We start from the raw sequence: 23,318 nt of genomic DNA, 5'->3' as shown, positions 1-23,318 counted from the left end.
GCCTATTCCGCTGCCGCCAGCGGCTTGAGCGGGTCGCGCTGGCCAAGCTCCTCCGGCTCGGGCGAGGTGGGTCGGCGGGCCAGATGCATCAGCGTGAAGATATAGGCGATGAGCAGCGCCCCGTAGAGCGCCAGATACATGAACAACGACGCCGCGATGGTGGTGGCGGCGACCGGCCCCGCCGCCTCGCCCGTGCGCAGGATGCCGGTGACGAGCCAGGGCTGGCGGCCGATCTCCGTCACGTACCAGCCGGCCAGCGTGGCCACCCAGCCGGAGAAGGTCATGCCCACCAGCACGCGCGCCAGCCAGGGCGTGACGCCCTTGCGCCACAGCGTCCAGGCGCCCCACCAGGAGACCAGCAGCATCAGCATCCCGACGCCCACCATGATGCGGAAGGCGAAGAAGACGGGTGCGACAGGCGGGTGGTTGCCGACGAATTCGTTCAGGCCGCGGATTTCGCCATCCAGGCTGTGGGTCAGGATCAGGCTGGCCAGGTAGGGAATCTCGATCTCGAAGCGGTTGCTGCGCGTCGCTTCATCGGGGATGGCAAAGAGGCGCAGGCCGGCGCTCCGCTCGGTTTCCCAGACACCCTCCATCGCGGCGACCTTCTGCGGCTGGTGCTCCAGCGTGTTCAGCCCGTGCATGTCGCCCGCGAAGATCTGGATGGGAATCAGGATGGCGCCGAGCATCACGCCCGTCCTGAGCGCGCGCTGCACACCCGGCGCACGGTCCCCGCGCAGCCAGCGCCAGGCGGAAAGGCCGGCCAGCAGGAAGGCGACGGTCAGCCCGGAGGCGAGCATCATATGCGCCAGGCGATACGGCATGGAGGGGTTGAAGATGATGGCCAGCCAATCCGTCGCATGCGCCACGCCGTCGCGGATTTCATAGCCGGCGGGCGTGTGCATCCAGGAATTCAGCACGATGATCCAGAAGGCCGAGGCGCTGGTGCCGCCCGCCACCAGCAGCGTCGCCAGCGTGTGGATGCGATTGGGCACGCGGCCATAGCCGAACAGCATGACGGCCAGGAAGGAGGCTTCGAGGAAGAAGGCGGTCAGCACCTCATAGGCCAGCAGGGGTCCCGCGATATTGCCCACGCGCTCCATGAAGCCCGGCCAGTTGGTGCCGAACTGGAAGGACATCGTCACACCCGAGACGACGCCGAGCGCGAAGCTCAGCGCGAAGACCTTCACCCAGAATTTATAGGCGTCCATCCAGGCCGCATCGCCCGTGCGGTCGAAGCGCAGCTTGAAGAACAGCAGCACCCAGCCGAGCGCGATGGTGATGGTGGGGAACAGGATGTGGAACGAGATATTCGCCGCGAATTGCATCCGGGCGAGGATGATCGGGTCCATGGCTCAGGCTCTCTCAAAGGATCGAAGTTGCGGAACAAGGCCGGGTATCCCGGGGCAGGTTCCTGCAAGCTGCTGCGGGGCGGGCATTCTCTCAGGCGTCCTTGGCCTTGCGGCGGGATTTTCCGGTGACGATGTCCTGGAAGCGGTCGGTCGCCTCCAGCACGCGCGCCACGCGGCCGCCGAGCTTCAACAGGGCGATCAGGCGCTCATCCGGCAGGGACTTCACGTCATCCATCCAGCCGGTGAGGAGGGAGATCACCTCCATCAGGCTCGCCATGCGCGCCTGGGCATGGCGATCCGTCTCGCTGGAGGGTTTTTGCATCAGCACGTCACGCAGCAGGGAGAGGGTAGGGTCAATCTCGCGCTTGCGGCGTTCCTCCGCGAGGATGCGAACGATCTGCCAGACATCCTCGGGTGTCGAAAAATGCTCGCGCCGGTCCCCGGGCAGATGCTGGAGTTTCACCAGGTGCCAGGTTTCCAGCTCCTTCAGCCCCATGGAGACATTGGAGCGGGAGAAGCCGAGCTGGGCCACGATCTCATCGGCGTTGAGCGGGCGTTGGGAGAGGAACAGAAGGGCGTAAATCTGCCCCACCGTGCGGTTGATGCCCCAGCGTGAACCCATCTCGCCGAAGTGGAGAACGAAGGCGGCGGTGGCGGGGGGCAGGTCCATGAACATCAGTATGTTCAGGAATTACTGAAAATCAAGACCAAACCTCGGTGACGCCCGAGGAAAAGATCAGAGGTTCGGAAGATCCTCGGCCAGCACGGAAATGGTGATGTGGTAGGCCACCTCGCCATCCTCGGCGTCGCGATCCACGGTGCCGATGGTCTCGGCGCCGGCCAGCAATTCGACCGGGCCGTTGCGCGTGGCGGCCGCGCGGATCATGAGGTTGGTGCTGCCGAGCAGCTTGCGGAGATGGGCCTGGACGGCCTGGATTTCAGCGGGCTTCATGCGGAGCGACTTAGCCTCCCCGCCGGCCCTTGGCAAACCGTTCCGTGGGCGGGAAGGGCACCTTCAGGAAACCGGCGCCCGGGCGGTGGCGCGGCAGGCCTGGGCCAGCCCCGCCGCCTGCGCCGTCACGCCCCGCGCCAGCACCACACCCGCCGCCGAGACGTTCAGCCCCGCCGCGGCCAGCATCCCGGCCGTCCAGCTGTTGCAGGTATAGGCCAGGCTGTAGCCCCGGGCAGCGATGTAGAAGCGCCGGCCGGCCCGCGCCTCGATCAACGCCAGGCTGGGCAGCGCCGGGCCGGGCGCGAAGCTCGCGGCCAGGGCGGCACCGAGCAGCGCCAGCCCCTGCGATGACACCGCGAGGCCGAGGGCGCCGGCGGGCGGGCCGGGCCAGGCCGTCACCTGCATCGCGCCCTCGCCGGGGAAGGGGCCAGCCAGCCATTCCGCGGGGCCGCGCGCCTCGGCCAGCATGAAGTCCCGCTTGCCGAAGCCGAAGAACACCAGCGGCGCGTCGGGGAAGATGGCGGCCAGGGATGCCGGCAGCGCGGCCGGCGGCAGGCCGATCTCGGTGTGCCAGCCGGCATCGAGCAGCCACAGGCGCTGGCCTGCCGGCGCAGGGCCGCATGCGGCGGCCTCGGGCAGGGTGGCGCAACCAGCCAGGGCAACATGGCCGCCCAGGGCCAGCCCGCCCAGCAGCATCCCGCGCCGGCCCAGTTCAGGTGACGCGGTCCAGCTCCGCATCGCTCATTGAGCCAGGCACCACGGTCATCGGGACGCTCATCCGCCCGGCCAGCCGCCCGGTCAGGGCCGTGATCAGCGGCCCCGGCCCCTTGGCATGGGCCGCCGTGGCGAGCACGAGGATGGAGATGCGTGGATCTTCCTCCAGCAGGGCCAGCAATTCTTCCGCCACCTTGCCCTCCCGCGTAATCAGGATGGGCAGGCCGCCGGTGATCTCGCTCACCTGGGCGGCCAGGCCCGCGACCAGCGCCTCGGCCTCCTCGCGGCGTTCCTCGGCCATCATGGCGCCGATGCCGGCCCACTCGCTCTGCTCGACCGGCTCGATCACGCGCAGCAGCGCCACCCGCCCGCCCGATTTGGCGGCGCGCAGGGCGGCATAGCGCAGGGCCACCGCTCGCTCGGGGCTGTCATCCACCACCACCAGGAAAACCCGGTCTCGCCTCGCGCGTTCGGCGGCTGCCTCAGGCATCAATTCCTCCGGAAGATCACGCTGCCCAGCCAACCCGCCACGGCGGCAAGGATGATGCAGATGAGAGCGTAGAGCACCGGCTGCCCACGCGCGACCCTCTCGATTTCCGCCGCGGTGCCAACGCGCTCGATGATGAAGCCCAGTTGCTCGGTGGCGATGATGCGCCGTGCCCGGACCAGCATGACCTCCACGCGGTAACTGCCTGGCTGCACGGTGGAGGGCAGCGGCAGCCGCAGGTTGAACAGGCGGGAGCCCGCGATCTCGATCGGCTGCGCATCCTCCTGCCAGAGGCCGGAGCTTTGCTTGAGCGAGAGCAGCGCCGAACGGAAGCCCGGCGCGCGCGCGCCGCTGGAAACCAGCGGCAGGGAAGCGAGCCCGATGCCGCGCTGGCGGCGCGCCTCCTCGGGCAGCAGGAGCGAGGCGGGGCGCGTGCCGGCCACGGCGTAGAAGACGGGCACATTCTCGAACCGCGCCGAAGGCCCGTTGAACCAGAGGCCCAGCACCTCGACCTTGCGGCGCACCACGAAGGGGCCGGAGGGGCCGCGCGCCAGGATGATCACCTCATCCCCGCCGGGGCCGAGCGGTTCCTCCGTGCTGCCAAAGACCAGGATGCTCTCACCCGTGAAGGCCGTGGTGATGGCGACGCGCTCGGTCGAGAGGCGGGCGACGAGTTCGGAAGGCTGCGCCCAGGGGGAGGCGGGCCAGAGCAGCAGGAGACACACGACGACCAAGCGCCAGCTGCACAACCCAGGAGTGCCCAGCCTATGACTGCCCTGGCCAGGAACCGTGCGACGGGCCGGGCGCCACCGCATCACCAGGCGGGCCCCACCGAAAACAGCGTCTCCGGCAGGCGCCACAGGTCCCAGAGCAGTGAACCCGCCACCCCCAGCACCAGCAATCCCAGCAGGACGCGGGTTTCCTCGCCGCGCAGCTTGCCACCCATGGCGGCGCCGAATTGCGCGCCGGACACGCCGCCCAGCAACAGCAGCAGCGTCAGCACGATATCCACGCCGCCCACCTGGATGGCCTGGAGGAAGGTGACCGAGGCGGTGACGCAAACCACCTGGAACAGCGAGGTGCCGATCACCACCGCCGTCGGCATGCCCAGGATGTAGATCATGGCCGGCACCAGCATGAACCCGCCGCCCACGCCCATGATCGCCGAGAGGATGCCGATGACGAAGCCCACCATCAGCGGTGGAATGACGGAGATGTAGAGGCGGCTCTTGCGGAAGCGCAGCTTCAGCGGCAGCCCATGCGCCCAGGAATGATTGTGCAGCCTGGCCTGCTGCTTGCGGGAACGGCGAAAAATGGCCCGCAGGCTCTCCATCACCATCAGCGTGCCGACCGCGCCGAGGACGACGACATAGAAGATGGCCACCGCCGCATCCACCTGGCCGGCGCGGCGCAGCAGCGCGAAAATCTGCACGCCGACGACGCTGCCCACCAGGCCGCCCGCCACCAGCACGCCGCCCATCTGCCAATCCACATTCTGCCGCCGCGCCTGGGCAATCAGCCCGGAGACCGAGGCGCCCAGCGTCTGGTTGGCGCCGGAGGCGACCGCGACAGTGGAGGGAATGCCGATCAGCATCAGCACCGGCGTCAGCAGAAAGCCGCCCCCCACGCCGAACAGGCCGGAAAGCCAGCCCACGACGAAGCCGATGCCCACCAGCATCAGGGCATCAACGCTCATTTCGGCGATGGGCAGATAGACCTGCAAGCGACGCGACCAATCGGGTTGGAGGTTACACTTCACCCCGAAACATGGCATGGCAAGGGCAGACGAAGTGCCATGCGGGTTCACCTTGCATGACGGGAGTTTTCGGCCACCTATGCCAGAGCATCGCCCCTTGCCAGAAGGCCTGGTTCAACAGGCTTGGGCCGCCCCGGATCGGACGGCCGGGGGGCAAGGCGACCCAGCCCTTCGGACTGCCCCCCCCTTGGCCCCTTCCCGCGCCGGACATGCCATGCCCAGCCGCCGCTCCCTCGCGCTGCTTCTCGCAGCACCTGCGCTGCGCCCTGCCGCGGCGCAGGTCACGACCCGCATGGCGCTGCTGCACCTGAATGATTTCCACAGCCGGCATGAGCCCATCGCCGTTACTTCCGCCGCATGCCGGGCGGGTGAGGCCTGCTTTGGCGGCTCCGCCAGGATTGCCACCGCCATCGCCGAAGCGCGGGAGGCGGCCCGCGCCGATGGCCGCGCGGCGCTGCTGCTGGAGGCTGGCGATGCCTTCCTCGGCAGCCTGTTCTTCTCCCATCATGAGGGCCAGGCCGAGGCGCAGGTGCAGCGCGCCTGGGGCGTGCAGGGCATGGCACTCGGCAATCACGAATTCGACCTGGGGCCGGAGGTGCTGGCCCGCTACATCGCCGCCGTCCCCTTCCCCGTGCTCTCGGCCAATCTGGACGCGACGGCCGAGCCCATCCTGGCCGGGAAGATCCGCCCCACCATCGCCTTCCGGCGGGAGCAGATGCGCATTGTCGTCGTCGGCCTCACCACGCCGGATACGCCGGGCATCTCCTCGCCCGGCCCCAATCTGCGCTTCACGGACCCGATGGAGGCAGCCAACCGCGCCGTCTGGGAAGCCCGGCGGGAGGGGGCGGCCACGGTCGTCCTGCTCTCGCATCTGGGGCTCACCGCGGACCGGCGCCTCGCGGCCGAGGTGGCGGGGGTGGATGTGATCCTGGGCGGGCATTCGCACACCCTCGTGGCGCCGCCCGTCGTGGTGGACGGACCGGACAGGCCGGTGCTGATCGCGCAGGCGGGGGCCCATGGGCGCTGGCTGGGCCGGCTCGACCTCGACCTCGCGGCGGATGGGCGCCTCGCGCATTCCACCCAGCAGATGCGCGAGCTGACGGCCGAGATCGCCGAAGACCGCGCCGTGGCGGCCCTGGTGGCGCAATTGGCCGCACCGCTGGAGGCGTTGCGCCGCCGCGTCGTCGCGCGGTTGCCGGCCGCGCTGAGCAATGCAGGTTGCGGCTCCGCCCCCTGCGAGATCGGCGAACTGGTGGCCGAGGCGATGCGTGCCGCGGTGGATGCCGAGATCGGCTGGCAAAATGGGGGCGGCGTCCGCGCCGGCCTGCCGGAGGGCGAGATCACCATGGGCGATGTGCTCGCCGCCCTGCCCTTCGGCAATACCACCGCGCGGATGGTGCTGCGTGGCTCGGCGCTGATCGAGGCGCTGGAAAATGGCCTGGCCCGGCTGCCCGCGCCCTCGGGCCGCTTTCCGCAACTCGCCGGCTTGCGCTTCACGGCCGATGCCGCGCGGCCCGCTGGCAGCCGCATCGTGGCGGCGGAGGTGCGGGGTGCCGGTGGCATCTGGCAGCCGCTCGATCCGGGCCGCGCCTATAGCGTCGCCACCAACAACTTCCTGCGGCGTGGTGGCGATGGCTACACGATTTTCGCCGAGGGTGCGCTGGAAGCGCGTGACGACGGGCCCCTGCTGGATGAGGTCCTGGTGCGGCTGATGGGGCGGTGAAGGCCGAAGGACGCCGCCCTTCGAGCATCTTGCACCTCCTTCCGTGGATGGCATCGCGACGGGCGGGGAAGCTGGCTCCTGGCGGGGCCGGCCCCCGCACCGCTCAACCGGCGCTGCCCAGGAACTTCAAATTCTCCTCGCGGATTTTCGCCGCCGCCTCGTCATGGAGGAAGGGCAGGAAGGCGAAGCGCGCGCCCTTGGTGACCGGCAGCGCGCGGTGCAGCAGCGAGCAGGAGAACACCACGGCACCCCCGGTCGGCGCCCGATAGGTGGTGGGGCCGAATTCGGGGAAGGTCAGGTCACCGCCCTCGAACTCCTCGGCGTTGAGATTGATGGTGACGGCGAAGCGCCGATGCGCCGTGCCCTTGGTCGTGTTGTCGCGATGCGCCGAGAAATGCCCGCCCTCATCGGCGCGGTAGCAGGCAACGAGGTAGCGCTCCAGCCGCGTCACCCGGAACTGGAAGGCCTTGGCGATTTCCGGGATGAGGCGGCGCGAAATCCGTGCGCGGATGGCCGCCTGCAGAGCTTCATCCTCGATCAGATGGTCCCGCCGCACCTTGAAGCTCGGGTCCTGCACGCCGATGGTGCGGCCATCCACCTCCCGCATGAAGCCGGATGCCTGGCCGCCCGTCTGGCCGTATTGCGCGATCAGCGTGCGGCAGAGATCCGGCTCGAACAGGCGCGGCACCACCAGCACCGGTGCGGGCACCGCCATGCCGGCATGCAGGGCGGGCGGTGGCAGATGCGCCATAGTCGCCAGCATGCCCGCGGTGCGACTGAGCGGCCAGCGGGCGAAAAGCCGCTGCGTCGGGTCCAGCAGCAGCCAGCCAGGCGCGCCGAGGCTGGCCGTCACCTGGCCCGTCTCATCCCAGATCGCGCGGTATTCCGGCACATGCTGCGGGATGCGGCCGGCAGCCCGATCCTCGGGATCGGCGCTGATCAGCAGGGCTGCGGCGCGGTTGCCATCCAGCACGGCCCCCGCCCCGACCCCGGCCGTGAAGGCGGCGAGGGCTGCCGCCACCTCGGGCTGCGCCGCCGAACCCAGCACGCCGAGCAGGATCCAGCGGCCGCCCGTGGCCTGCAGGCTGTAGCGCGGATTGGAGTCGGAAGGCGCGATCCAGTTGGGAACCGGATCGCCAGGCAGCAGCTCCGCCATGCACTACCTCCGTGCGAGAAAGCCCATCGCCTGCTTCACCTCGGCGAGGATGGGGTTGGCGATGGCCTCGGCCTTTTCGGCGCCCCGGCGCAATGCGGCGTCGAGCGAGCCAGGGTCTTCCAGCAGGCGCAGCATTTCGGCGCGGATGGGCGAGAGATGCGCCACCAGCGCTTCGGTCAGCACCTCCTTGAAGCTGCCAAAGCCCTGGCCCTCATGCTCGCGCAGCACGTTTTCCGGCATCGTGTTGGTGATGGCGGCGAGGATGCCGACCAGGTTGCGCGCCTCGGCCCGGCCTTCCAGTTGCAGCATATGGCCGGGGATCGGCTCGGCATCGGTGCGGGCGCGGCGGATCTTCAGCGCGATGGCGTCATTGTCGTCATTGAGATTGATGCGCGACTGGTCCGAGGGGTCGGACTTGCTCATCTTCTTCGTGCCGTCGCGCAGGCTCATCACGCGGGCGGCGACACCCAGGATATGCGGCTCGATGCGCGGAAACAGCTTCACGCCGTAATCGTGGTTGAACTTCTCGGCGATGTCATTGGCCAGCTCCAGATGCTGGCGCTGGTCATCGCCGACCGGCACGCTGGTCGCCTTGTAGACCAGGATGTCGGCCGCCATGAGGTTGGGATAGACGTAGAGGCCCGCACTCGCTGCCTCACGGTCCTTGCCGGCCTTGTCCTTGAACTGCGTCATGCGGTTCAACCAGCCCAGGCGGGCCACGCAGTTGAAGATCCAGCCGAGCTCGGCATGGGCGGGCACATGGCTTTGCACAAAGAGGATGCATTTCTCGGGGGAGAGGCCGCAGGCCAGCAGGGCGGCGGCCATTTCGCGGGTTTGCAGCAGCAGCTGCGCCGGCTCCTGGAATTGCGTGATGGCGTGCAGATCCACGATGCAGAACAGGCTTTCGTGCTGTTCCTGCATGGGCACCCAATTGCGGATGGCGCCGAGGTAATTGCCCAGGGTGGGCACGCCGGAGGGCTGGATGCCGGAAAACACGCGTTGCATGGAACGAAACCTGTGTGAGTGGATGGCGCAGGGTTTGCGCGCCCGTTCTGATTGGTCAAGCCCGCGCGGCGGAGCCGCGGAAATGGACCAGCGGCGGAGCCGCGGAAACTGACCAGCGGCGGAGCCGCGGAAATGGCCCAGCGGCGGAGCCGCGGAAATGGCCCAGCGGCGGAGCCGCGGAAACTCGCGCGCGGCGGGGGCGTCCGGATCGCCCTACGGCTCCACAGCCCGGATCAGCGCCTGCGGCGGATCAGGCGGCCCAGCTCCCGCAGATCAAGCCCGCCCGAGAGCTGCGCCAGCCCGAAATAGGTGCCACCCCCCAGCGCGCAGATCAGAGCCAGCCAGCCCACCCCCTGCAGTCCCGCGCCTGGCGCCAGCCACCAGGAGAGGGCTGCCAGCACCACCCCCATCGCCAGCGCCGAGCCGAGGAGCCGGGGCGCGATGCGCCGCAGGCGCCGGTCCGCCACCCACTTGCCGCGCCTGTGCAGCAGATAGGCCAGCAGCCCCGCATTCGCCCAGGCGGCCAGGGTGGTGGCGAGAGCCACGCCCACATGCAGGAAGGGCCCCATCAGGATCAGGTTCAGCACAAGGTTCAGCGCCACGCAGAACATGCCGATCTTCACCGGGGTGGCAGTATCGCCACGCGCGAAAAATCCCGGCACGAAGACCTTCACCAGCACAAAGGCCGGCAGGCCGAAGGCATAGGCGATGAGCGCATGCGAGGTGGCCAGCGCTTCCGCCGGGCCAAACGCCCCGCGCTGGAACAGGGCCGCCAGGATGGGCAGCGCCAGCACGGCCAGCGCCACCGCGGCCGGCACGGCCAGGATCAACGAAATCTCGATGGCGCGGTTGATGCTCCGATGCGCCGAAAGCGGCTGGCCCGCGTGAATCTGCTTGGCCAGGAGTGGCAGCAGCGCCGTCGCCACCGCCGCCCCGATCACCCCCAGCGGCAATTGCGACACGCGATCCGCGTAGTACAGATACGACACCGCACCCGAAGGCAGGAAGGAGGCGATGATCACGTCGATCGCCAGGTTGAGCTGGGTGACGCCCGCCCCGATCAGCCCCGGACCCATCCGCCGCAGCACCTGCCGCACCTCGGGCGCGAGCGAGGGGGCGCGCAGCGGGTTCAGCACCATCCCTGCCTGGGCGCAGGCCCACCAGACGAACCCCAGCTGCACCACCCCGGACAACGTGACACCCCAGGCCAAGGCATGGGCCGGTGTGGCGACGAAGGGCGCCAGCGCAAACAGCGCGATCATCGAGAGCAGGTTGAAGAAGATCGGCGCCGCCGCGGCCGCCGCGAATTTGCCGAGCGCGTTGAGCACGCCGCTCACCAGCGCCGTCAGGCAGATCAGCAGCAGATAGGGGAAGGTGATGCGCGTCAGTTCCACCGCCAGCGCGAATTTCTCCGGCCGCTCCACGAACCCCGGCGCCAGCACCTGCATGAGCTGCGGCATGAAGACCAAGCCCAGCCCCATCAGCAGGGCCAGCCAGAGGATCATCAGCGTCGCCATGCGTTCCGCCAGCGCCTGGGCGGCGGCGGGCCCACGCTGGGTCAGCATTTGCGCGAAGGCCGGGACGAAGGCCGCGTTGAAGGCGCCCTCGCCGAACAGGCGGCGGAACAGATTGGGCAGCTTGAGGGCGACGAAGAAGGCATCCGCCATGGGGCCGGCGCCGAGCTTGGCCGCGATCAGCATGTCCCGCAGGAAGCCGAGGATACGGCTGACCATGGTCCAGCCGCCGACGGTGGCGATGGCGCGGAACATCAGCCGTCCAGCAAGGGGCGCTGCCCCTTGAACAAGTCAATCTGCAAGGGGCGCCGCCCCTTGAACAAGTCAACCTGCAAGGGGCGCCGCCCCTTGAACCCCGGCAAAGGACCAGTCCTTTGCAAGCCCATGAATGGGGTCTGGGGCAGCAAACCCCGATCATGGGGGTCCCAGCGGGTCCAGGGCAGCGCCCTGGCCTTCCCCCTCATAGGTCCGGCGCCGCCGCCTCGCGATAGGGCGAAGGCCCGCCTCCGGGGGCACCCGGAGGGGTCAGCGCCTCCAGCAGGGCCGCGCGCAGCGGCCCCAGCTTGCGCTCATTCTCGACCTTCAGGCCAAACACGTCCTTCACGTAGAAGACATCCACCGCGCGCACGCCATAGGTGGTGATATGGGCACTGGCGATCTGCAGGCCCTGCTCGGAAATCGCCGCCGTCACATCATGCAGCAGGCCTGGCCGGTCGCGGCCATTTACCTCGATCAAGGTGTGCGTGTTGGAGGCGAAGTTATCCACCACCACGCGCGGCGGCACCGTCACCGCCGCCAGCCGCGCCGGCTCCCGCCGCACCTTGCGGATTTCCGCCGCCAGCTTGAGGCGGCCGGAGAGCGCCTGCTCGATCAGCACGGCCAGCCGCGCCAGCCGATGCGGCGCCTCGAAAATCCCGCCGGCGCTGTCCTGCACCCAGAAGGTGTCCAGCGCCATGCCATTGGTCAGCGTGTGGATGCGCGCATCCACGATGGAAGCGCCCGCCACGGCCAGCGCGCCGGAGATGCGGCTGAACAGGCCCGGATGGTCGCTGCAATAGATGGTGACCTCCGTCACACCCCGCTCGGCCAGCACGCGGGTGCGGACAGTCAGGGGGGCGCCATCCGCCTCGGCCTCGCGGATGATGCCGGCGTGGCGGGCATGCGTCTCGCTGTCAAAGGAGAGCCAGTAGCCAGGATAGCCCAGCCCCATGAACATCTCGGTCTCGGCGGGTGTGAAGGCCGTCAGCATGGCGGCGGCGGATTCCTTGGCGCGGGCCACGCGGACATCGCGCTCCGGCACGGTCATGCCGCCGGCCAGCACTTCGGAGACGCGCCAATACACCTCCCGCAGCAGCGTCGCCTTCCAGGCATTCCAGACACGCGGCCCGACGGCGCGCATGTCGGCCACGGTCAGCACCAGCAGCAGGCGCAGCCGCTCGGGCGATTGCACCTGGTCGGCGATGTCGAGGATGGTCTTGGGGTCCTCGATGTCGCGCTTGAAGGCGGTCTGGCTGACCAGCAGATGGTGCAGCACCAGCCAGGACACGGTCTCCGTCTCCTCGGCCGTCATGCCCAGTCGCGGGCAGATCTCCTGCGCGAGGCGCGCGCCGATTTCGCTGTGATCCCCACCGCGCCCCTTGGCGATGTCATGCAGCAAGGTCGCGACAAACAGCGCCCGGCGGGACTGCAACTGCCCCATGAGCTCGGTGGCGACAGGCGCGATCTCGTTCAGATCGCCGCGCTCGACCTGCTTGAGGATGCCGATCGCCTCGATCGTGTGCTCATCCACGGTGAACACATGATAGGTATCGAACTGCATGAGGCCGACGATACGCCCCCATTCGGGCAGGAACCGGCCGAGGAAGCCTGCCTCATTCAGCAGGCGCAGCCATTTGGCGGCATCCTTGCCCATCAGCAGGTCGAGGAAGATGGTGCTCGCCTCGGCATCGCCACGCAGGCGCTCGGCCTGGCGCGAATGGCGGATGAGCGCGCGGATGGCGAGGGGGTGGATGGCCAGGCAGCGGTCTCGCGCGGCCTTCACCATGCGCAGCATCAGGATCGGCTCATGCGCGAAATTGCGATCCGGCGGGGCGGCCACCAGCTTGCCGTCGGCGAAGGCGAGGCCAAGCTCGGCCAGGCCCTCATCGCCGCCGCGCAGCGTAGCGGGGGGGCCGAGGGCCGCGCGCTCGATCGCGGGCTCCAGCACGCGGGAGAGGCGCACCACTTCACGCGCGGTGAGGAACAGATGCTTCATGAGACGTTCGGCGCCATCCTGGGCGCCGTGCCGCGTGTAGCCCATGCGGGCGGCGACGACGGGCTGCAGGTCGAAGGTCAGGCGCTCCTCGGCGCGGCCGGTGACGTAGTGGAGATGAAAGCGCAGCGTCCAGAGGAAATCCCAGGCGCGGCGGATGGCGCGGGCCTCGCTCTCCAGCAGCAGCCCGCCGCCCGGGCTGTCGGGGCCAACCAGTTCGGGCATCCGGGCCACGCCGAAGGCATAGCGGGCGAGCCAGTAGAGCGTCTGCAGGTCCCGCAGGCCGCCGCGGCCTTCCTTGACATGCGGCTCCACCAGGAACGGGCTCTCGCCATAGCGCGCATGGCGGGTGGCGCGCTCGGCGCGCTTGGCGGTGAGGAAGGGTGCGAGGCCGCCTTCGCTGCGCAGCGCCTGGAACTCGGCCTGGAATTCAGCAAAGAGAACGGCATCGCCCGAGAGGAAACGCGCATCCACCAGCGCGGTCAGGATGGTGGCATCCTTCAGCCCCTCGCTGATGCATTCCTTCGGGCTGCGCGTCGCGTGGCCGACCTTGAGGCCCAGATCCCAGAGCAGATAGAGCATGAACTCGATCATGCGCCGCGTGCGGGGCCCGGGCTCGCGATGGGTCAGGAACAGCAGGTCAATATCGGAATGCGGGGCCAGCACGCCGCGGCCGTAGCCGCCCGTCGCCACCAGGGCGTAATCCACCATGCGCGCGCCGGCCGCATTGGGCACCATGGCCGAGGCGTAGTCCTGGATCACCAGCATCAGCCGGTCCATCTGGTGGCCCAGGCGCCGTGCCGCCGTCAGGCCATGGATTTCGCGCGCTTCGAAGGCTTTCTGGACCAAGGCCTGCACGCCGCCCAGCTCACGGCGCAGCATCCCCAGGGCGATGTCGCGCGCGATCGGCGCACCACCCGGAAGCAGCGTTTCCAGCAAGCTTTGCTCGGCCCGTTCGGCCGTCGCGGTCCTCATGACAGTCACACTACAGAGCTTCCTTGCCGTCCGCGAGAGCCTTGAGGTTGTAAAGCGCTTCCTGCGCCTCGCGCGGGGACAGGGTATCCAGGTCCAGCGTTGCCAGCGCGGCCAGGGCCGGATGCGCCGGCTGGACGGGCGGGCGGGCAAAGAGCGGCATTTCAGCCGCCAGCGGATCAGCCCCGGCCGCCGCCCGCGCCTCCAGGGAAGCGAGGACGGAGGCCGCTCGTTTCAGGACCGGCGCCGGCACGCCCGCCAGCTTGGCGACATGCACGCCCCAGCTTTTCTCGGCCGCACCCGGGGCCACGGCGTGCTGGAAGATCACCTCGCCGCGCCATTCGCGCACCTGCATGGCGGCGAGGCGCAGCTCGGGAAGTTTCTCCGAAAGCGCCGTCAATTCATGGAAATGCGTGGCGAACAGCGTGCGGCAGCGGATACGGTCATGCAGCGCTTCCAGCACGGCCGTGGCGATGGCCAGCCCGTCCCAGGTGGCGGTGCCGCGCCCCACCTCGTCCAGCACGACCAAGCTGCGCGGCCCGGCCTGGTTGAGAATGGCGGCGGTCTCGGTCATCTCCACCATGAAGGTGGAGCGCCCGCCGGCCAGATCATCGGCCGCACCCACGCGGCTGAACAGCCGGTCCACCAGCCCCACACGCGCGGCGGTGGCGGGCAGGAACATCCCGGCCTGGGCCAGGATCACCATCAGCGCATTTTGCCGGAGCCAGGTGGATTTGCCGGCCATGTTCGGCCCCGTCAGCAGGCAGAGCCGCCGGCCGGGCGAAAGGTCGCAATCATTCGGCACGAATTGCGGGCCGCGGGCGCGGCGCAGGGCGGCTTCCACCACCGGATGCCGCCCCGCCTCGATGGCGAAATCGGGCCGCTCGGTGAGGTCGGGCCGGCACCAGGCGCCTTCGGTGGCCAGCTCGGCGCTGGCAGCCAGCACGTCGAGCGCGGCCATCTCGCGCGCGGCGGCGGCGATGGGCTCCGCATCGGCCAGGATCAGCCGGCGCAGATGCGCGATGACCAGGCGCTCGCGCTTCGCGGCCTGCTCGCCCGCTTCCGAGAGGCGGCGGTCGAGGGCGGCCAGGGCGGCGCAGGTGAAGCGATGCGCGTTCGCCATGCTCTGGCGGTGAATGGGCGCGAGGTCACCCGTGGCGCGGGCCGGTGCTTCGCGCAGCAATTTCTCGCCGGCCGCCGAAGGGACTTCCGCCAGATAGCCCAGTTGCTGGTGGTGCCGGATTTTCAGCGCGGCGACGCCCCAGGCCTGGGCCAGGTCGGTTTGCATGGCCGCGATGGCGCCGCGCGCATCATCCCGCAGGCGGCGCAGCGCATCGAGCTCGCCGTCATAGCCGGGGGCCGCCACCCCGCCATCCTCCAGCCGGGCGGGCAGCTCGGCGGCCAGCGCGCGGGCCAGTTCAGCGCCAGTTTCGGGGGCGGCGCCGAGGGCGGCCACGGCGCCCGAGAGCAGCGCAGGCTGGGCGCCCTGCAGCGCCTCGGCCAGTGCCGCCGCGCGCTGCAACCCGTCACGGATGGCGCCGAGGTCACGCGGGAAAAACCGCTCCAGGCTGATCCGGGCGAGGGCGCGGGCCATGTCGGGCGCGCCCTTCAGCGCCGTGCGCAGCCGGGCGCGGCGGGGCTTGTCCTCGCGCAGGGCAGCGACCGCGTCGAGCCGCGCGCGGATCGCCGCCAGGTCATCCAGCGGGGAGGCAAGCCGCGCGGCCAATTCGCGCGCCCCGGCCCCGGTCAGCGTGCGGTCCACCGCGGCCAGCAGTGAGGCGCCGCGCGGGCCATCCAAGATATCGAGGCTGCGCCGCGTCGCGGCATCCAGCAGCAACACGCCGCGGGCCCCTTCCGCCACGGGCGGGGCAAGACGCGGCAAGGCCCCGTTATTCACCGCCCGCACATACTCCACCGCCATGGCCGCGGCGGCGATCTCGGCCGGGCTGAACTGGCCGAACCCCTCCAACGAGGCCGCGCCCAGCGCCGTGGCCAGCCGCCCGGCCGCATCGCGCGGCGGGATGGCGGGAATGGCGCCCTCGATGCCGAGCGCTTCCTCGGCCAGGATTTCCGCGGGGGCGAGGCGGGCGATCAGGGCGGCCGGTTCCGCGCCCTGTTGCGTGTGGAACAGCCCGGTCGTCACATCGAGCCAGGCCGCCCCGCCCTGGACCAGCGCCAGCAGCCAGGCCGGGCGGGCGGCGTCCAGCAGCGCCTCCTCCGTCGCGGTGCCGGGGGTGACGACGCGGATGATCTCGCGATTCAGCGTGGTGGCGCGGCGTGCCTTGGCTTGCTCGGGGGTTTCGGTCTGTTCGCAGATGGCGACGCGAAAGCCGCGGCGGATCAGCCGCGCCAGATAGGCCTCATGGCTGTGCACCGGCACGCCGCACATGGGAATCGGCCGGCCCTGGTGTTCGCCGCGATGGGTGAGGGCGATGCCCAGCGCCTCGCTCGCGGCTTCCGCATCCTCGTGAAAGAGCTCGTAGAAATCGCCCATGCGGAAGAAGACGAGCGCCGCCCCGGCCGTGGCTTTCGCCGCGAACCATTGCGCCATGGCGGGCGTCGCACCTTCGGATGAGCGGGCCGGGGCTGGGGGCTGGGACACCCCACCGCCATAGCCGAGCCTCCGGCCGCCGCGAAGGCCCATCTCGAAATGCCCCGCTTTTGCGGAACGCGCGGCGGGGGCTAGAAGGGAGCCTCATGCCAGGGATGGGGACGCCAAGATCATGAGTGACCAGCGCCAAGACGCAGTGGCCGATACGCGCACCGCGCGGGTGACCGGCGAAGAGGCCCTGGCCATGCATGCCGAGGGCCGCCCCGGCAAGCTGGAAATCCGCCTGACCAAGCCGCTGGTCACCGCGCGTGATCTCAGCCTCGCTTATTCGCCCGGCGTGGCCGAGCCCTGCCTGCACATCCATCGTGACCCGGCGCTGGCCTATGACTACACCAGCAAGGGCAATTTCGTGGCCGTGATCAGCAATGGCACGGCCGTGCTGGGCCTGGGTAATCTGGGCGCACTCGCCTCCAAGCCGGTGATGGAGGGCAAGGTGGCGCTGTTCAAGCGCTTCGCCGATGTGGATGGCATCGACCTGTGCCTCAACACCGAGGATGCCGATGAATTCGTGAATTGCGTGAAGTTCCTGGGCCCGAGCTTCGGCGGCATCAACCTGGAGGACATCAAGGCCCCGGAATGCTTCGTCATCGAGCAGCGCCTGCGGGAATTGATGGACATCCCGGTCTTCCATGACGACCAGCACGGCACCGCCATCGTCGCCGCCGCCGGGCTGATCAACGCGGCCTATCTGACGGGCCGGGACCTCGCCACTACCAGGCTCGTGATCAACGGCGCGGGTGCCGCCTCCATCGCCTGCGCCGAATTGCTGCGCGCCATGGGCATGCGGCCCGAGAACATCACCATGTGCGACACCAAGGGCGTGCTGTATCGCGGCCGGACCGAGGGCATGAACCAGTGGAAATCGGCGCATGCCGTCGAGACCACGGCCCGCACGCTGACCCAGGCGCTGGAGGGGGCCGACGTGTTCTTCGGCCTGAGCGTGAAGGGGGCCCTCACGCAGGACATGATCCGCGCCATGGCCGACAAGCCCATCATCTTCGCGATGGCCAACCCCGACCCCGAGATAACGCCCGAGGAAGCCCGCGCCGCGCGGCCCGATTGCATCATCGCCACCGGGCGTTCGGATTACCCGAACCAGGTGAACAACGTGCTGGGCTTCCCCTTCATCTTCCGCGGCGCGCTCGATGTGCGGGCCAGCACCATCAATGACGCGATGAAGGTCGCTGCCGCCCGCTCCCTGGCGGAGCTGGCGCGTGAGGCGGTGCCGGAGGAGGTGGCGCGCTCGGGTGCGGGCAAGCGGCTGGTCTTCGGCCCGGAATACATCATCCCCAATGCCTTCGACCCGCGCCTCATCAGCCGCGTGCCGGTGGCCGTGGCCGAGGCCGCCGTGCGCTCGGGTGTGGCGCGCAAGCCGCTGCTGGATGCGCAACGCTATGCCCGCGAACTCACCAATCGCCTGGATTCGGCGGCGAATGCGCTGGAGGCGATCCATGAGCGCGTGCGCGAAAACCCGCGCCGCGTCGTCTTTGCCGAGGGCGAGGATGAAAGCGTGATCCGCGCCGCCATCGCCTTCCGCAATGCCGGCTACGGCACGCCCGTGCTGGTGGGGCGTGAGGAGCGCATCAATGCGACCGTCGCCTCGCTCGGTGTGCGGCTGCCCGATGGGATCGAGGTCCACAATGCCCGCGTCTCCTCGCAGAACCAGCGCTATGCGGAGTGGCTCTATGCCCGCAAGCAGCGCGATGGCTTCCTGTATCGGGATTGCCTGCGCCTCGTGAACAATGACCGCAACGTCTTCGCCGCCTGCATGGTCGCCCTCGGTGATGCCGATGCGCTGCTGACGGGCGAGACGCGCAGCTATTCCGTGGCCCTCGAAGGGGTCCGCATGGCACTCGACGCGGAGGGCGTGCTGTTCGGCCTGACCATGATGATTGCCCGCCGCTCCGGCACGGTGCTGGTGGCCGATACCGCGATCCATGAGCGGCCGGATGCCGCGACCCTCGCCGCTATCGCCATCCGCAGTGCCGCGACGGCGCGGCGGCTGGGGCTGACCCCGCGCGTGGCCTTCCTCTCTTTCTCCACCTTTGGCGACCCCAAGGGCAGCATTCCGGGCAGCCTGCGGGATGCGGTGAAGCTGTTGGACCAGCAGGGGGTGGATTTCGAGTATGATGGGGAGATGAGCGCCGAAGTGGCGCTGGATTCCAACTTGCGCGCCAATCTCTATCCCTTCTGCCGCCTGACCGGGCCGGCCAATGTGCTGGTGATGCCCGGGCTGCATGCCGCGCATATCCTCACCAAGGCGGTGCCGCATCTGACGAGTGCGACGACCATCGGCCCCGTGCTGATGGGGCTGTCACGCCCGGCGCAGATCGTCCCCACCGGGGCGGGCGTGAACCAGCTGCTCGATATGGCGGCACTGGCGGCTTATCAGGCGATTGGGCGATAGAGTCCGATCGCCCCGGCGCTTGCCGGGGCGTGAATCGGCCGTTTGTGCGAAGTCACATCCGATCGGCCCGGCCTTTGCCGGGACGTGAATCGGCCGGTCACTCGACATCACATCCGATCGCCTGGGCGATGGCCTGGGCGATGGTCTGGACGTGATCCGGCCGTCTATTTCAGGCTGAGCATCAGCAGCGCGAACAGCACCAGCGCCGCACCTTGCAGCAGAACGCGATAGCGCATCAGCTTTTGCGAGGTGGCGCCGCTCACGCCGCGCGCCATGCCGATCAGCCCGGCGAACAGGACGCCGAGTGTCGCCAGCATGGCGATGGCGACGAGGATGGTGAGGAAGGTCTGCATCCCTCCATCATGGGCGCGATGCCGTGAAGCGCAACCTGGCGAGGGAAGCCGCCCCCGCCAGCCCGGCCGCCCCGCACAGGGCGAAGCCCAGGGAGAACCCGCCGGTGCTGAGCACCAGGGCCGAGAACAGCGTGGGTGCGATGATCATCACCCCGGCGAAAACGAAGCCCAGGGCGGCCGTCGCTGCCCCCACGCGGCCAGCCGGCGCAACCCGGGCCACCTCGCTCAGCAGCACGCCGTTCCAGCCGACGGCCGAAGCCCCCATCACCACCGCCACCACCGCAAGGATCAACGCCGGCCAGCCCGGCCCGGCCAGGGCCAGCAAGCCGCAGGCGCCGCCAATGGCGATGCCGAGCGCCAGCAGCACCGGCGGGGCGCCAATCCGGTCGGCGATCAGGGCCCAGGCGATGCGCCCGGCCACGCCGCTGCCCTGGGCCAGCGCCAGCATGAGGCCCGCCTGCTCCAGCCCGGCCCCCATCACCTGCACCTGCCAGACCACGAAGAAGGAGCCAAAGCAGAATTGCGCGATGCCGTAGCTGGAGGCGGCGAAGGTCAATGTGCGGATGCGCGCATCATCGCGCAGGATGGAAAGGCTGGATTTCGCATCCTGCCAGGGGCGCAAGGGCGCTGCCCCGGGTGCCGCGCGGTCGGTATCGAGCGACGCGCGCAGGGGCTGCAGCGCGAGGGCCAGCAGCAACGAAAAGCCCGCGACGGCCAGCACCCCGACCCGCCAGCCATATTGCGTGGCGAGGATGGGGGCCAGCGCCGCCACCAGCATCGCCCCCGCCGGAACGCCACATTGCTTGAGGCCGAAGACCAGGCTGCGGATGCGCGGCGGCGTGCGCGGGGCCAGCAAATGGCTGCCGGCCGGCGTGATCGGCCCATGCCCGAACCCCGCCAGCAGGGCCGAGACCAGCAGGGCCAGCGGATGGCCGATGGCCGCCACCGCAATGCCCATCGCCACCACCACCAGCGCGCCCTGGCAGACCCGCACCCCGCCATGCCGGGCCAGCAACCCCTGCGTGACGGGCCCGGAAAACAGCGCCCCGGCATAGACCAGTGCCGTATGGATGCCGGCCAGGCTGGCGGAGAGCCCGGTTTCGGCGGCAATGGCGGGCGCCAGGACCGGCACGGTCAGAAAGGCCCCCATCCCGGCCATATGAGTGCCCAGAAGTGCGAGCATGATCAGCCAGATGGAGGGGGAAGAGCGCATGAATGACCGCATGGTGCATGCTGCACTGCGAAGTGGCAACTTGACCTGGGCGGTTCACGCGCGGAAAGCAGAGGCCATGTTCCTTCGCATCCTGCCTGTGCTGTTCCTGTTCCTGGCGCCGATGTCGCTGGCCCAGATGCCAGGCCAACTGGCGCCCAATCAGCCGGGGCCCAGCGTCCCGGCTCCCAGCGTCCCGGCTCCGAGCGTCCCGGCGGGGGGCCAGCCGGCCCTGCCTGGCCCGGGCGCCCTGGCACCGCGCGCCCAGCCAGCCCCAGCACATGCAACCCCGGTCCAACCGAACCGGACCCAGGCCGGCCCTGCCCCCGTCGCGGCCCAACCGGCACCTGCGCCAGCGGCGCCCCCCGCCCCCGGCGCGGCCGCCCCCGCCTCGTCCAGCCCGGCGCCAGCCGCAGCCGCAATAACCCCGGCGCCGGCCGAACTGGCGATCCTCCTCGAAGTCCTGCGCGATGATGCGCGGCGCGCCGCCCTGATCCGCGCCCTTGAGGCCACGCCCGGCGCGCCGGAAGCGGCGGCCCCGGCCATCCCCACGCCAGAGGAGGTCATTTCCGCCCCGGCCGAAATCGTCGTGGGCATAGCCAGCCGCATCGGCGGCTTTGTCGCCCAGGCCTGGGCGACGCTCTCGGCCGCGGCCGAGCTCGGGCTGATCGGCGACTGGTTCCACCGGCTTTTCACGGATGATCGTCTGCAGGCCCAGGTCTGGTCCCTGGGCTGGAAGCTTGGGCTGGTGCTCGCCGTGGGCCTCGCCACCGAGCGGCTGCTGCGCTGGCTGCTGCGCCGCCCCCATGCCTGGCTGGAAACCCGCAGCCGCAACGTCGAGGGCCGGATGCAGGGCGTGCGGCGGCTGCCCTACATGCTCGGGCATCTCGGGCTTGATCTCGTGCCGATCCTCGCCTTTGGCGCGGCCGCGCTTTCCCTCATCGAGAGCTTTGCCATCTGGCCCTCCAACCGGCTGATGATGGAGGCGGTGACCTTCGCCTACATGGCCTCCCGCGCCCTGATGGCGGCGGGCCGGCTGATTTTCGCGCCGAGCCAGACCCGGTTGCGGCTGATCCCCTGCGATGACGAGACCGCCGCCTATGCGACGCTGTGGATCCGCCGCCTCGCCTTCACCGGCGTCACCTTCTACGCCCTGGCCGAGATCGCGATGCTGTTTGGCCTGCCGCAGGGGGCCTATGAATCCGTCTGGCGGCTGGGCCTGCTGGTGCTTTCGCTGCTGGTGGCGCTGATCGTGCTGCAGAACCGCGGCGCCGTCGCCGCCCTGCTCGATGCGCCGGACCTGGCCGAGGGCGATTCGCCCACGCGCAGCCGCATGGTCATGCGCGCCGCCCGCAGCCGCCTGGCCGAGGCCTGGCATGTGGTGGCCATCATGTGGCTGCTGGCCGCCTGGACGGTCTGGGCGCTGGAGATCGAGCGCGGCTTCGAGCGGCTGGCGAGTGCCTCCCTCGCGACGCTCGGCGTCGTGGTGGCGGGCAAGCTGCTCGATGAGGGCATGCGGCGGCTGCTCACCCAGATGTTCCGCGTCAGCGCCGATCTCGCCGGCCGCTACCCGGGGCTGGAATTGCGCGCCAATCGCTATCTGCCGGCGCTGCGCACCCTGATCTCCATGATCATCACCGCCATCGCCATTGTGCTGCTGCTGGAGATCTGGGGGCTGAACTCGCTGGCCTGGTTCGGCACCGGGCGCTGGGGTGGGCGGTTGCTGTCGGGTGTCACGTCCCTCGGGATCACGGTGATCGTGGCGCTGCTGATCTGGGAGGGGGCGAATGCCGCCATCCAGCGCCATCTGGCGCGGCTGCCCAAGGATAGCTCGGCCGCGCGCTCGGCCCGGGTGCGCACGCTGCTGCCCATGCTGCGCACCGCCCTCGGCGCCCTGCTCATGGTGATCGTCGGGCTGACGCTGCTGACCGAGATCGGCATCAATGTGGCCCCGCTCCTGGCCGGTGCCGGCGTGCTGGGCCTGGCCGTCGGCTTTGGCAGCCAGACACTGGTGCGCGATGTGATCACCGGCATCTTCCTGCTGTTCGAGGATGCCGTGGCCGTGGGGGATACCATCACGGTGGGCGGCATGTCGGGCACGGTGGAGCAATTATCCATCCGCTCCATCAGGCTGCGCGCGCTGGACGGCTCGGTGCACATCGTGCCCTTCAGCGCCGTGACCACGGTGACCAACCAGACGCGCGATTTCGGCTATGCCGTGCTGGATGTGGCGCTCGATTATTCGGCCGATACGGACCAGGCGGTGATGATGCTGCGCCAGGTGGGCGAAAGCATGCGCGAGGATGAGGCCTGGGCGCCGCAACTCCTCGCCCCGCTCGAAGTGCTGGGCGTGGATAAGATGACCGATGCGGGGGTGATCCTGCGGGCCCGGATCATGACGCCGCCGGCCCGCCGCTGGGCCGTAGGGCGCGAATTGAACCGCCGCGTGAAGCAGCATTGCGACGCCGCCGGCATCCTGCTCTTTGCCGCCGTGAAGGCTGCCGCCCAGCCGCAGGCGGCGCCCGCTATGCCAGCCGTGTCAGCCAGATGACGGCGACACCGCCGAGGATCGCCAGGATATAGCTGCGCGTGCCCAGCATGATGCCGGTGACGCAGGCGGCGGCCAGCAGGCTGGGCCAACCGCCCGTCACCAGCGCCGGCGTCACGAAGGCGACGAAGATGCAGCCAGGCATATGGCCCAGCATCGAGGTCACGAAAGGCGGCGGGCGGAAGGCGCGCAGCAGCGCATAGCCCCCGGCGCGCAACGCGTAGGTGGCGAGTGCCATGCCCAGGATGGCGAGCACCACGTCAAGCCGGAGCGACACCCTCACGCCCTCAGGCGGTGGCGGGGGCCA

The 23,318-nt window shown here is 69.7% G+C and carries 18 protein-coding genes; 3 read left to right on the top strand and 15 right to left on the bottom strand.

From position 1 onward, the window contains the following. Positions 1 to 2 precede the first annotated feature (2 nt). The 7 genes from LHU95_RS23135 to LHU95_RS23105 form a co-directional block, all read right to left on the bottom strand. Positions 3 to 1,352 (bottom strand): cytochrome ubiquinol oxidase subunit I, encoded by a 1,350-nt coding sequence (locus tag LHU95_RS23135; protein ID WP_248709307.1) that lies wholly within the window; start codon positions 1,350 to 1,352, stop codon positions 3 to 5. A gap of 91 nt (positions 1,353 to 1,443) precedes the next feature. Continuing rightward, positions 1,444 to 2,028, bottom strand: a complete 585-nt coding sequence (locus tag LHU95_RS23130) for a GbsR/MarR family transcriptional regulator (protein ID WP_349292645.1) — start codon at positions 2,026 to 2,028, stop codon at positions 1,444 to 1,446. 60 nt (positions 2,029 to 2,088) lie between these two features. Beyond that, entirely contained in the window at positions 2,089 to 2,304 is a 216-nt protein-coding gene (locus LHU95_RS23125; protein ID WP_248709306.1) for a DUF3126 family protein, read from the bottom strand. A gap of 63 nt (positions 2,305 to 2,367) precedes the next feature. Then, on the bottom strand, positions 2,368 to 3,042 hold the full coding sequence (locus LHU95_RS23120) for a DUF2459 domain-containing protein (protein WP_248709305.1): 675 nt from the start codon (positions 3,040 to 3,042) through the stop codon (positions 2,368 to 2,370). Next, positions 3,017 to 3,508 carry a universal stress protein gene (locus LHU95_RS23115; protein WP_248709304.1) on the bottom strand — a complete coding sequence of 164 codons (492 nt, stop codon included), beginning with the start codon at positions 3,506 to 3,508 and terminating at the stop codon, positions 3,017 to 3,019. Before LHU95_RS23115 ends, LHU95_RS23120 begins: the two co-directional genes overlap by 26 nt. Continuing rightward, the gene (locus LHU95_RS23110; RefSeq protein ID WP_248711611.1) at positions 3,508 to 4,230 is read right to left on the bottom strand and encodes a TIGR02186 family protein; all 723 of its coding nucleotides are present in this window, start codon (positions 4,228 to 4,230) and stop codon (positions 3,508 to 3,510) included. Before LHU95_RS23110 ends, LHU95_RS23115 begins: the two co-directional genes overlap by 1 nt. A gap of 89 nt (positions 4,231 to 4,319) precedes the next feature. After that, positions 4,320 to 5,228: a sulfite exporter TauE/SafE family protein gene (locus tag LHU95_RS23105; protein ID WP_248709303.1), complete on the bottom strand. Its 909-nt coding sequence runs from the start codon at positions 5,226 to 5,228 to the stop codon at positions 4,320 to 4,322. Between the two features lie 247 nt (positions 5,229 to 5,475). Here LHU95_RS23105 and LHU95_RS23100 point away from each other — a divergent pair, with 247 nt between their 5' ends. Next, complete coding sequence (locus LHU95_RS23100; RefSeq protein WP_248709302.1) at positions 5,476 to 6,984, top strand: 5'-nucleotidase C-terminal domain-containing protein; 1,509 nt, start codon at positions 5,476 to 5,478, stop codon at positions 6,982 to 6,984. A 103-nt stretch (positions 6,985 to 7,087) separates the two neighbouring features. On the opposite strand, the gene LHU95_RS23095 is transcribed toward LHU95_RS23100, so the two are convergent. The 5 genes from LHU95_RS23095 to mutS all read right to left on the bottom strand — a co-directional run bounded on the left by LHU95_RS23095 (position 7,088) and on the right by mutS (position 16,433). Beyond that, positions 7,088 to 8,140: a 2OG-Fe(II) oxygenase gene (locus tag LHU95_RS23095; protein ID WP_248709301.1), complete on the bottom strand. Its 1,053-nt coding sequence runs from the start codon at positions 8,138 to 8,140 to the stop codon at positions 7,088 to 7,090. A 3-nt stretch (positions 8,141 to 8,143) separates the two neighbouring features. Next, entirely contained in the window at positions 8,144 to 9,145 is a 1,002-nt protein-coding gene (gene trpS, locus LHU95_RS23090) for a tryptophan--tRNA ligase (protein WP_248709300.1), read from the bottom strand. A gap of 233 nt (positions 9,146 to 9,378) precedes the next feature. Then, complete coding sequence (gene murJ / locus LHU95_RS23085; protein ID WP_248709299.1) at positions 9,379 to 10,914, bottom strand: murein biosynthesis integral membrane protein MurJ; 1,536 nt, start codon at positions 10,912 to 10,914, stop codon at positions 9,379 to 9,381. 205 nt (positions 10,915 to 11,119) lie between these two features. Next, on the bottom strand, positions 11,120 to 13,885 hold the full coding sequence (locus tag LHU95_RS23080; protein WP_248711610.1) for a [protein-PII] uridylyltransferase: 2,766 nt from the start codon (positions 13,883 to 13,885) through the stop codon (positions 11,120 to 11,122). 10 nt (positions 13,886 to 13,895) lie between these two features. Next, positions 13,896 to 16,433, bottom strand: coding sequence for a DNA mismatch repair protein MutS (gene mutS / locus LHU95_RS23075; protein WP_248709298.1), 2,538 nt, complete (start codon positions 16,431 to 16,433; stop codon positions 13,896 to 13,898). 172 nt (positions 16,434 to 16,605) lie between these two features. Here mutS and LHU95_RS23070 point away from each other — a divergent pair, with 172 nt between their 5' ends. After that, positions 16,606 to 18,900, top strand: a complete 2,295-nt coding sequence (locus LHU95_RS23070) for an NADP-dependent malic enzyme (protein ID WP_248709297.1) — start codon at positions 16,606 to 16,608, stop codon at positions 18,898 to 18,900. Positions 18,901 to 19,064: 164 nt separating this feature from the next. Here the strand turns inward: LHU95_RS23070 and LHU95_RS23065 are convergent, their stop codons facing one another. Both LHU95_RS23065 and LHU95_RS23060 read right to left on the bottom strand, forming a co-directional pair. After that, on the bottom strand, positions 19,065 to 19,253 hold the full coding sequence (locus LHU95_RS23065) for a twin transmembrane helix small protein (protein WP_248709296.1): 189 nt from the start codon (positions 19,251 to 19,253) through the stop codon (positions 19,065 to 19,067). Between the two features lie 7 nt (positions 19,254 to 19,260). Next, complete coding sequence (locus LHU95_RS23060) at positions 19,261 to 20,466, bottom strand: MFS transporter (protein WP_248709295.1); 1,206 nt, start codon at positions 20,464 to 20,466, stop codon at positions 19,261 to 19,263. Between the two features lie 76 nt (positions 20,467 to 20,542). On the opposite strand from LHU95_RS23060, the gene LHU95_RS23055 reads away from it, so the two are divergent. Then, positions 20,543 to 23,014, top strand: a complete 2,472-nt coding sequence (locus LHU95_RS23055) for a mechanosensitive ion channel domain-containing protein (protein WP_248709294.1) — start codon at positions 20,543 to 20,545, stop codon at positions 23,012 to 23,014. Here LHU95_RS23055 and LHU95_RS23050 read toward each other — a convergent pair. Continuing rightward, entirely contained in the window at positions 22,989 to 23,288 is a 300-nt protein-coding gene (locus LHU95_RS23050; RefSeq protein WP_248709293.1) for an AzlD domain-containing protein, read from the bottom strand. The genes LHU95_RS23055 and LHU95_RS23050 overlap by 26 nt on opposite strands. Between the last annotated feature and the right edge of the window lie 30 nt (positions 23,289 to 23,318).

Origin of the sequence: Sediminicoccus sp. KRV36 (genome assembly GCF_023243115.1) — a bacterium.
Classification (GTDB): Bacteria; Pseudomonadota; Alphaproteobacteria; order Acetobacterales; family Acetobacteraceae; genus Roseococcus.
Note: the sequence above shows the minus strand (reverse complement) of the source record. Positions and strands in the feature narration are given on the sequence as shown.

What these genes read in the sequence shown, in the direction of transcription:
- LHU95_RS23100 (WP_248709302.1), top strand. Translation starts at nt 5,476, where the DNA reads ATGCCCAGCCGCCGCTCCCTCGCGCTGCTTCTCGCAGCACCTGCGCTG.
- LHU95_RS23120 (WP_248709305.1), bottom strand. Translation starts at nt 3,042, where the DNA reads ATGCGGAGCTGGACCGCGTCACCTGAACTGGGCCGGCGCGGGATGCTG.
- LHU95_RS23080 (WP_248711610.1), bottom strand. Translation starts at nt 13,885, where the DNA reads ATGAGGACCGCGACGGCCGAACGGGCCGAGCAAAGCTTGCTGGAAACG.
- LHU95_RS23135 (WP_248709307.1), bottom strand. Translation starts at nt 1,352, where the DNA reads ATGGACCCGATCATCCTCGCCCGGATGCAATTCGCGGCGAATATCTCG.
- LHU95_RS23115 (WP_248709304.1), bottom strand. Translation starts at nt 3,508, where the DNA reads ATGCCTGAGGCAGCCGCCGAACGCGCGAGGCGAGACCGGGTTTTCCTG.
- LHU95_RS23060 (WP_248709295.1), bottom strand. Translation starts at nt 20,466, where the DNA reads ATGCGCTCTTCCCCCTCCATCTGGCTGATCATGCTCGCACTTCTGGGC.
- LHU95_RS23070 (WP_248709297.1), top strand. Translation starts at nt 16,606, where the DNA reads ATGAGTGACCAGCGCCAAGACGCAGTGGCCGATACGCGCACCGCGCGG.
- LHU95_RS23130 (WP_349292645.1), bottom strand. Translation starts at nt 2,028, where the DNA reads ATGTTCATGGACCTGCCCCCCGCCACCGCCGCCTTCGTTCTCCACTTC.
- LHU95_RS23125 (WP_248709306.1), bottom strand. Translation starts at nt 2,304, where the DNA reads ATGAAGCCCGCTGAAATCCAGGCCGTCCAGGCCCATCTCCGCAAGCTG.
- LHU95_RS23095 (WP_248709301.1), bottom strand. Translation starts at nt 8,140, where the DNA reads ATGGCGGAGCTGCTGCCTGGCGATCCGGTTCCCAACTGGATCGCGCCT.
- mutS (WP_248709298.1), bottom strand. Translation starts at nt 16,433, where the DNA reads ATGGCGCAATGGTTCGCGGCGAAAGCCACGGCCGGGGCGGCGCTCGTC.
- LHU95_RS23055 (WP_248709294.1), top strand. Translation starts at nt 20,543, where the DNA reads ATGTTCCTTCGCATCCTGCCTGTGCTGTTCCTGTTCCTGGCGCCGATG.
- murJ (WP_248709299.1), bottom strand. Translation starts at nt 10,914, where the DNA reads ATGTTCCGCGCCATCGCCACCGTCGGCGGCTGGACCATGGTCAGCCGT.
- LHU95_RS23065 (WP_248709296.1), bottom strand. Translation starts at nt 19,253, where the DNA reads ATGCAGACCTTCCTCACCATCCTCGTCGCCATCGCCATGCTGGCGACA.
- trpS (WP_248709300.1), bottom strand. Translation starts at nt 9,145, where the DNA reads ATGCAACGCGTGTTTTCCGGCATCCAGCCCTCCGGCGTGCCCACCCTG.